Raw genomic sequence first — 8811 nt, 5'->3', positions numbered from 1 at the left:
CGGGTGGCGGTGACGGTCGCGTACCGCTCGCCTGCCGGTGAGGGCTCCCGTCGCGTGCCGAGCGGATGCCGAACGTGTGCCGAGGCGGCGCGGGTCGCGTGCCGCCCGGATGCCCGTGCGGCGCTGGTGACGTGCCGGGTGCGGTGCCCGTGACCTGCCGGTGCGGTGCTGGTGCGGTGCCGGTGACGTGCTGGTGGCGGGCTTTGCCCTCCGGCGTGCCTGCCTAGTACCGTGGGGTGCGATTGGTGACGCGGTGCTCGTCTGTGTCATCATCTGCACGCACCACTCGCGCTCGCGTGAGCGGTTGTGCGGGAGGCGTCGCCTAGTCCGGTCTATGGCGCCGCACTGCTAATGCGGTTTGGGACTTACATCCCATCGAGGGTTCAAATCCCTCCGCCTCCGCACGAAGATCCGAGGCCCCGGTCCACTGGACCGGGGCTTCGTCGTTGCGCCCGAGGCTCCGTCGCTCCCCGGTCACCGGGGCGACCCCTCCCCGACCCCCCCAGAACCGTGTTTTCGCAGCTCACAAGGGGTGAGGCAAACGGATTTCACATGGCGGCGGCAGTCATGTAATGTTCTTCCTGTCGCCGCGAGCGGGGGAAAAGCCCGGGAAGCTGAAGACGGAAGAACAAAAAAACAAGCACTCGTAGCTTAACGGATAGAGCATCTGACTACGGATCAGAAGGTTGCAGGTTCGAATCCTGCCGAGTGCACAGCAGTTCAGAGGCCCCGTGGAGTGATCCACGGGGCCTCTGGCTTTTGTCTTGACGGCGATGTTTGACGGCAACCGCCTCAGCGGGCGGAAGTGGGGTCGATCAGACGGCTACCGGGATGCCCGCCGTGCCGTCGTCATCACCCGGATCGTTGCCGTCACCCCTCAGTGCATCCCCGACGCGGTCGAAGGCGGAGCGCTGGGAGTCGAGCCGTACGAACGTGTAGATGTCCATGGTCACGCGGATGGAGCTGTGGCCCAGGACTTCCATGATCATTCGGGCGTCGGCGCCCTGTTCGTGGAGCAGGGACGCACAGGTGTGGCGCAGGTCGTGGAAGCGGACCCTGCGCACGCCGGCGCGGGCGGACAGGGCCTCGAAGGACCGATTCAGGTTGCGCGGCTCGATGGGGTCCCGTTCTTCGTGGTGAAGACGAGGCCCTGACCCGTCCCCTTCCAGTTGGTACCGGCGGCCTTCCGGTCCGCTATCTGCTGGGCGCGCTGGGCGCGGAGCGCGGTCACGCACTCGGCCGGCAGGGCGACACGGCGGGCCGAGCGCTGAGTCTTCGGCGCGACGATCAGCAGTTCGCCGCCGACCCGCTGTAGGGCTTGCCGGACGGTGAGGACGCCTTCATGAAGATCCACGTCCGACCAGCGCAGCCCCAGCAGCTCACCCCGACGCAGGCCGACACGGACCGCCAGCTCGTAGACGGCCCACAGTCGGTTGTCACGGGCCGCCGCCAGGAGCTGACGCCCTTCCTTGGCAGTGAGCGCGACGCGGTGTGGGAAACCGCGACGCCGATACGAGAAGGGTGACCATGGCGCGAACCGAGTACTACGACGACCCAGCGGTACCCGAGCCGAACAGCCTGGTGGTCGCCGCGTCCGCCGTGGTCACCGACGAGGATGGGCAAATTCTCCTTCAGCGCCGCCGGGACAACGATCTATGGGCGCTGCCAGGTGGCGGCATGGAGATGACCGACTCACTCCCGGGAGCGGCCGTCCGCGAGGTGAAGGAAGAGACCGGACTGGACGTAGAGATCACCGGGCTCGTGGGCACGTACACCGACCCTCGCCACGTCATCGCCTACTCGGACGGTGAGGTGCGCAGGCAGTTCAACGTCTGCTTCACCGCCCGCGTGGTCGGGGGCCAGCTCGCGATCTCGGACGAGTCCACGGAGCTGCGGTTCGTTCAGCCGAAGGAGATCGATCAGCTACCGATGCACCACACGCAGCGCCTCCGGATCCGTCACTTCTTGGAGCACCGTGAGCAGCCCTATCTCGGCTGACCTCGTAGGTATAGATCTCCGACGATATTCAGCCCGCCCCACATGCCCCTGCGTAAGCTAGGGCCACCTTGGTAAGGCGGGATAGCGGGGGTAGGGCAGCATGGACGACCGGCTTCGCGACTTCGCGAAGGGCTCACCCAACTTCGGGTTGCTGTATCAGCACCAGCCGCTGCTCTGCTTGTATGGGGCTTCCGCCGAAGCGACCGTGTTCACGAACCCCAATTCCTCCCTGGTCCAGGCGGGCCAGTTCGGCGAGGTCCTCGCCGAGGAACTGGTCGCCCGTATCGGGATACGGATCGAGGGCGACCGGCAGATCGACCGGCTGACTGCTCTGACCAGGGCCGGAGTCCTCGTTCCGGAGATCCGTGACGACTTCGACCGGCTGCGCCGCGACCGGAACAAGGCCGCCCACAGCCACCTCTTCGACACGGCGCGGGCCCTGGCCGCCGTACGGATCTGCTACCGGCTCGGCCTCTGGTTCCACGACGCCATCGACGGCCGGCGGACCGTCGCCGAGTTCGTGCCGCCCACGGACCCCGGTGACAGCGCTCAGATCACGGATCCGGCCGAGCTTGCCGAGCTGCGCGAGGCCCTCAACGGCCACCGCCAGGCGCTCACACAGGCCCGCATGCGGCTTGCCGAGGCCGACGACGCGCTGGAAGCCGAGCGCAGGGCGCGGGCCGAGGCCGAGAACCTGATCGCCAGCGCCGACGCCAACAAGACCGAACTGCTCGCACGGGTCGAGCAGTTGAGCACGCAAATCGAAGAGCTGCGCGCCGCCCAGCAGACGAAGTACGAGGCCGCTCGCAGGGAGCCGCGCACGGTCGACGCCAAGCGGCGCGAAGCGATCATCCACCGTGCCCAGCGGCCCGCCGCACTCAACGAGGTGCAGGCCCGCGAAGCGATCGACGAAATGCTGCACGCGGCCGGATGGGTCGTCCAGGACCGCGACCAGGTCAACCCGGGCGAGAACCAGGGCGTGGCTGTACGTGAGTTCACGCTGGCCACCGGCCGCGCGGACTACGTCCTGTATGTCGACGGCAGGATCGTCGGTGTGATCGAAGCCAAGCGGGAGGGCGATCACCTCTCCAGCGCCGTGGAGCAGAACGACCGGTACGCGGCCGGTGTTCTCAAGGAGCACCGGCTCGCCGTCTGGCGGGAGCCGGAGCCGTTCGCGTTCCGCTATGCGACGACCGGCACCGAGACATATTTCATCAACCGCCTCGACCCCGAGGCCCGCTCCCGCGAGGTGTTCCACTTCCAACGCCCCGAGACCGTGGCCGCCTGGATGCGTCGCGCCGACGAAACGCCGGCCGCCCCTACCTTCCGAGCCGCCCTGCGTCGACTGCCCGTGCTGGAGCCAAACGGGCTGCGTCTCGCCCAGATCGATGCCATCAGCGGTCTGGAGAAGTCCCTTGGAGAGGATCGGTCGCGTGCACTGATCCAGATGGCGACGGGCGCGGGTAAGACCTTTACCGCCGTGGCACAGACCTACCGGCTGCTCAAGCACGCCAAGGCGCGCCGGGTCCTGTTCCTCGTCGACCGCAACAACCTGGGCAGACAGGCGTACGACGAGTTCCGCAAGTTCACGACACCGGACGACGGCCGCAAGCTGTCCGACATCTACAACATCGACCGGCTCGGGGCGGCGGGCCTCCAGGACACCTCGTCGGTGGTCATCTGCACGATCCAGAAGATGTACTCGCTGCTGCGCGGGGAGACCCTCGTTGATGACGAGCAGGCGGACGAGGCATCGGACAGCACGGCGTACGAGGACACGTACGCGACGGACCTGCCTATCGAGGTCTCCTACAACCCGAAGGTTCCGATCGAGTCCTTCGACCTGATCATCGTGGACGAGTGTCACCGCTCGATCTACGGCCTGTGGCGGGGCGTGCTGGAGTACTTCGACGCACACCTGGTCGGCCTGACCGCCACCCCCACACTCCAGACCCTCGGCTTCTTCGGCCGCAATCTGGTCTCCGAGTACACCTATCCGCAGGCCGTCGCGGACGGCGTGAACGTCGACTTCGACGTCGTACGTATGCGGACCGACCTGCGCGAGAAGGGCGCCGCGACCATCGAGTCGGGTACGACGGTGCGGGTCAAGGACCGCAAGACGCGACGGCAGCGCTACCAAGAGTTGGACGACGACTTCACCTACACGACCGGGCAGATCGGCCGCTCGGTGGTGACGGTGGACGAGATCCGGGCGGTGCTCACCGCGTATCGGGACAACTGGCGGCGCTGGTTCCCCGGTCGGACCGAGCTTCCGAAGACCCTGATCTTCGCGGTCGGGGAGGACCATGCGGAAGATGTCCTCGCCCAGGTCAAGGAGGTCTTCGGGCGCGGCGACGACTTCGCAAAGAAGATCACGTACAAGAGCCGCCAGGCCGGCGAGGATCCGGACGAGCTGATTCGCGCGCTGCGGACCTCACCGCGGATGCGGGTCGCCGTCACCGTCGACATGATCGCGACCGGTACGGACGTGAAGGCCCTGGAATGTGTGATCTTCCTGCGCGAGGTGCGCAGCGCCGTCCTCTTCGAGCAGATGAAGGGCCGCGGCGCCCGCACCATCGACGCGACTGAGCTCCAGGAGGTCACTCCGGACGCGGACGCCTCGGTCCGTAAGGACCGGTTCGTACTTGTAGACGCGGTCGGCGTTACGGACTCCCCGCTGGTGGACGCCAAGCCCCTGGTACCCGCCGGCGAGCGGCAGGTCTCGCTGGCGAAGCTGCTGGACAAGGCCGGTACGAAGTCGATCAGCGCGAGTGAGGCCGAGATCCTGGCGGGGCGGCTGGCGCGGCTCAACCAGCAGTTGACGGAGGAGGAGCGCGAGCAACTGACGCGCGCCTCGGGCGGCCGCACTCTGTCGGAGATCGCGGGTGCCATCGTGCAGGCGGTGGACCCGGACCGGCAGGAGCGGGCGCTGGAGCAGGGCGGCCAGGCGGCGGCCAGGCGGCTCGTGGAGGACGCGATCGCTCCGCTCACGGAGTATCCCGATCTTCGGCGGCACATCATCGAGATCCGGCGGGACAAGGACTACCTTTTCGACGAGTTCACGGCCGTCGAGGTGACGGACCTCGACGAGATCCCGCGCGAGGAGCGGGCCCGGGAGCAGGTCGGCCGCTGGAGCCAGCTACTGAAAGACGAGCGTGACCGCATCGCGGCGGTCAGCATCGCCCTAACAAGCCCCCGGTCCGTTTCCCCTGCGGAGGCGTACGCCGCGCTGAAGGAACTGGCACTGGAGATCCGCCGTCCGCAATACGCGTGGACGCCGCAGGCCCTGTGGACTTACTACGAGGACCTGGGCGCGGCGGTCCACTCCGATGGCAGCCGGGAGGCGGGCGTCCCTGATCTGATCTCGCTCATACGGTACGAGCTTGGGGTGGACGAGGAACTGCGGCCTTACCGTGAGACTGTGGAGGAGCGCTTCGAGGGATGGCTGCTCAAGCAACGGCAGGCGGGGGCGGAATTCTCGGAGGAGCAACTGTGGTGGCTGCGGTCCGTAAGGGACGTGGTGGCGAGCGACGTCGGGATCAGCCCGGCGGAGTTCAATGCCGAGCCTTTTAAAGGGAAAGGCGGAGGGCGGGGGTTTGCCCACGCGTTTCCGGGGCGGGATGTTCGGTCCTTGTTGAGTGAGCTGAATCGAGAGTTGGCTTGAGCGGGTTGAGTGAAGTGGAGCTTCCGGCGGGGTGGGCCATTGCTCTGCTGGGAGAATTGGCTGATACGACCCTGGGGAAGATGCTCGACAAGGCGAAATCGACCGGGCAACACCTGGTTCCATACCTGCGGAACATCAATGTTCAGTGGGGTCGAATCGAGATCGATGATGTACTTACAATGGAAATCCCGCCACAGGAACAGGATTTCTTCGCCCTCCAGCCCGACGACTTGCTTGTCTGCGAGGGAGGGGAGGTCGGTCGTTGCGCCATCTGGCATGGCGGCTCGGGATACATGGCCTTCCAGAAGGCCCTTCATCGCATTCGCCCCGGTGTCGCCCTAACGGTCCGATACTTGCGACACTATTTGGAGTACCTGGCTAGGACTGGAGGGCTCGCCGAGCTCGCGACAGGCAGCACCATCAAGCACCTGCCGCAGCAGCGTCTTCGCGAAGTGCCCGTCCTACTGCCGCCGCTGGCGGAGCAGCACCGCATCGTCGAAGCGCTCGAAACCCACCTCTCCCGCCTCGACGCAGGCGTCATCAGCATGACCTTGGCCCAAGTGAAGGCTCAGCGCTTTATTTCAGGCCTGTATGGCCGCGCAGTGTCCGGCGGCTTTAGTCGCCCCGTGCATCCTGATGAAGTTGTAGACGAGGCTTTCATTCAAGAAGCCAGCAGCTCACTGGCCACTCGGCGTTGGAAACCTGTACGCTGCGCCAGTATGCCCGGATATACCCTTCCGGATAATTGGACGACCGTCAGCTTGGGGACATTGTCCCACGCATCCGGGTACGGCACGTCCACGAAGTGTGACTACCACGCTCCCGGCTATCCAGTTCTGCGCATTCCGAATGTGCAGGGCGGATCGATTGATCTGTCCGACATTAAGAACGCAGTGGATCCCAGTCTCGACCTGACTAGATTCTCCCTTGATCCTGGAGATCTTTTGTTCGTGCGCACCAATGGGAGTCCGAGCCTAATTGGCCGAGTGGGAGTTGTAGAGAAATCGTTGCCCTACGCTTTTGCGTCGTACCTAATCAGATTCCGACTCACACCAGGTATTGTAGAACCGCGCTGGGTTCAGTTGGTAACGCAAAGCCCGCTTTGGCGTCGAGCAATCGAAAAGTATGCGGCCTCGTCAGCCGGCCAGTACAACCTCAGCGCAGAGACCCTCAGCCAGCTTCCTGTGCCGATCCCACCTTTGGATGTACAGCGCGAGACGCTTGAGGCAGTAGATGCCGCCGCGACAGGAGCCATGCGTCTTGTCGCTGCCAGCGAAATCACTCTGAGACGATCAGGCCGCCTTCGGAGCGCAGCGTTGCAGCGTGCATTCACGGGCCGCCTCGTCCCCCAGGACCCCGCCGACGAGCCCGCCACAGTCCTTCTCGACCGCGTCCGCGCCGAGCGCGAGGCCCAGGGCGACAAGCCAAAGCGGGCCGTTCGCCGCCCCCGCAGGACGGTCACCCCAGACGCACCGCCCCCGCCCCCCGCATCCACAACGACCTCCCCCGCCAACGCCGTTCAGCAGGAGCTTCCGCTGTGACCCCCGCACCCCCCGCCCTGGCGCACGCGCAGACCAACAGACTGGTCGCCAAGCTTTGGAACTACTGCAATGTCCTCCGGGATAACGGCCTAAGCACCATCGAGTACGTCGAGCAGCTCTCGTACCTGCTTTTCCTTAAGATGGCCGACGAGATCGCCTCCGATCCCTTCACGGAGCAAGAGGCCAAGACCGTCGTACCCGCTGCGTACGACTGGCAGTCCCTCGCCCGTCTCAAGGGTATCGACCTCGAAGTCCACTACCGTAAGACTCTCGAAGAGCTCGCCAAGAACCCCGGAACCACCCTCGGCACGATCTTCGCCAAGTCTCAGAACCGCATCACCGAGCCCGCCCTGCTTGAAAAGCTGGTCGTCGACCTGATCGGCAAGGAGGACTGGACGATCCAGGGGACGGACCTTAAGGGCGACGCTTACGAGGGTCTGCTTGCCAAGGGCGCCGAGGACACCAAGACGGGTGCTGGCCAGTACTTCACGCCCCGCGCGCTCATCGACGCCATGGTCGACGTGATGCAGCCGAGGCCCGAGGACACCATCACCGACCCCGCCTGCGGTACCGGCGGCTTCCTGATCGCGGCGCACAGCTACATCCGCAAGCACCACATGCAGCACTTGTCACGGGAGCAGCGTCTCGAACTCGGGTCCGGCAAGATCTGGGGCAATGAGCTGGTCACTGGCACTGCCCGCCTGGCCGCCATGAACATGCTGTTGCACGGCATCGGTGACGCCGACGGGAAGTCCCTCATCACCGTGGGTGACGCTCTTGCCGACAAGCCCAACCGCCATGCGTCACTCGTACTCGCCAACCCGCCCTTCGGTAAGAAGTCCGCGATCACGATCGTCGGTACGGACGGCAAGGCCGAGAGAGAAGACATCTCGTACGAGCGGGACGACTTCCGCGCCACCACGACCAACAAGCAGCTCAACTTCCTCCAGCACATCATGTCGCAACTGGAGATGAACGGCCGTGCGGCTGTCGTCCTGCCGGACAACGTGCTTTTCGAAGGTGGTGCGGGAGAGAAGGTGCGCCGCCGCTTGCTCGATGAGTTCGACCTGCACACGATCCTGCGCCTGCCCACCGGCATCTTCTACGCGGGCGGTGTCAAGGCCAATGTTTTGTTCTTCGAGAAGAAGCCTCCCCGCAGTGGGGGCGCCCATAACACCTCGAAGCTCTGGGTCTATGACTTCCGTACCGCCAAACACTTCACCCTGAAGCAACACCCACTGACTCGCGCGGCCCTGGACGAGTTCGTCGAGGCGTACCTGCCCGGCAAGCCGCGCAGCGCGCGGGTGGAGTCCGAGCGTTTCAAATCCTTCGACTACGACGAGCTCATTGCCCGCGACAAGGTGAGTCTCGACATCACCTGGATGAAGGACCCGGCGCTCGACGACGCCGACAGCCTTCTGCCGCCCGAGGTGATCGCCCAAGAGATTGTCGAGGACTTGCAGGCTGCCCTGAGCGAGTTCGCGGCCATCGCGGAGGCCCTTGGTGGTGAGGTCTCGGCCGACACCGACGCGATTGAGCCAACTGAGAGTGGTTGATCCACAACCGGGTTGCCCCTCTCCCGTCCCGCAGGAATCCTGATTTCTCAGA

Annotated in this window: 7 protein-coding genes and 2 tRNA genes; 7 read left to right on the top strand and 2 right to left on the bottom strand. The window is 65.3% G+C overall.

Annotated elements, in window-relative coordinates; genetic code table 11:
* Positions 1-311 precede the first annotated feature (311 nt).
* Both AB0912_RS00910 and AB0912_RS00905 read left to right on the top strand, forming a co-directional pair.
* Positions 312-402 (top strand) — tRNA-Ser (locus tag AB0912_RS00910).
* A gap of 238 nt (positions 403-640) precedes the next feature.
* Positions 641-713, top strand: a tRNA-Arg gene (locus tag AB0912_RS00905).
* A 102-nt stretch (positions 714-815) separates the two neighbouring features.
* On the opposite strand, the gene AB0912_RS00900 is transcribed toward AB0912_RS00905, so the two are convergent.
* Together AB0912_RS00900 and AB0912_RS00895 are read right to left on the bottom strand one after the other, a co-directional pair.
* Complete coding sequence (locus AB0912_RS00900) at positions 816-1082, bottom strand: tyrosine-type recombinase/integrase (RefSeq protein ID WP_366695696.1); 267 nt, start codon at positions 1080-1082, stop codon at positions 816-818.
* A gap of 17 nt (positions 1083-1099) precedes the next feature.
* A complete protein-coding gene (locus AB0912_RS00895) occupies positions 1100-1429 on the bottom strand; it encodes a tyrosine-type recombinase/integrase (protein ID WP_366695694.1) in 330 nt (109 codons plus the stop codon).
* On the opposite strand from AB0912_RS00895, the gene AB0912_RS00890 reads away from it, so the two are divergent.
* From AB0912_RS00890 to AB0912_RS00870, 5 genes are all read left to right on the top strand, one after another.
* A complete protein-coding gene (locus AB0912_RS00890; protein WP_366695313.1) occupies positions 1343-1525 on the top strand; it encodes a hypothetical protein in 183 nt (60 codons plus the stop codon). The genes AB0912_RS00895 and AB0912_RS00890 overlap by 87 nt on opposite strands.
* A gap of 2 nt (positions 1526-1527) precedes the next feature.
* Positions 1528-1998, top strand: coding sequence for an NUDIX domain-containing protein (locus AB0912_RS00885; RefSeq protein ID WP_366695311.1), 471 nt, complete (start codon positions 1528-1530; stop codon positions 1996-1998).
* 100 nt (positions 1999-2098) lie between these two features.
* Positions 2099-5662 (top strand): DEAD/DEAH box helicase family protein, encoded by a 3564-nt coding sequence (locus AB0912_RS00880; RefSeq protein ID WP_366695309.1) that lies wholly within the window; start codon positions 2099-2101, stop codon positions 5660-5662.
* A 14-nt stretch (positions 5663-5676) separates the two neighbouring features.
* Entirely contained in the window at positions 5677-7203 is a 1527-nt protein-coding gene (locus tag AB0912_RS00875) for a restriction endonuclease subunit S (RefSeq protein ID WP_366695692.1), read from the top strand.
* Complete coding sequence (locus AB0912_RS00870; RefSeq protein WP_366695307.1) at positions 7200-8759, top strand: class I SAM-dependent DNA methyltransferase; 1560 nt, start codon at positions 7200-7202, stop codon at positions 8757-8759. Before AB0912_RS00875 ends, AB0912_RS00870 begins: the two co-directional genes overlap by 4 nt.
* Positions 8760-8811 lie beyond the last annotated feature (52 nt).

Source organism: Streptomyces sp. NPDC007084, assembly GCF_040703595.1.
GTDB lineage: Bacteria > Actinomycetota > Actinomycetes > Streptomycetales > Streptomycetaceae > Streptomyces.
The sequence above is the reverse complement of the archived record's forward strand: the minus strand, read 5'-3'. Positions and strand labels throughout refer to the sequence as shown.

Excerpts from the sequence above, each read along its gene's own strand:
- AB0912_RS00885 (WP_366695311.1), top strand. The coding sequence starts at position 1,528 with ATGGCGCGAACCGAGTACTACGACGACCCAGCGGTACCCGAGCCGAAC.
- AB0912_RS00880 (WP_366695309.1), top strand. The coding sequence starts at position 2,099 with ATGGACGACCGGCTTCGCGACTTCGCGAAGGGCTCACCCAACTTCGGG.
- AB0912_RS00890 (WP_366695313.1), top strand. The coding sequence starts at position 1,343 with ATGAAGATCCACGTCCGACCAGCGCAGCCCCAGCAGCTCACCCCGACG.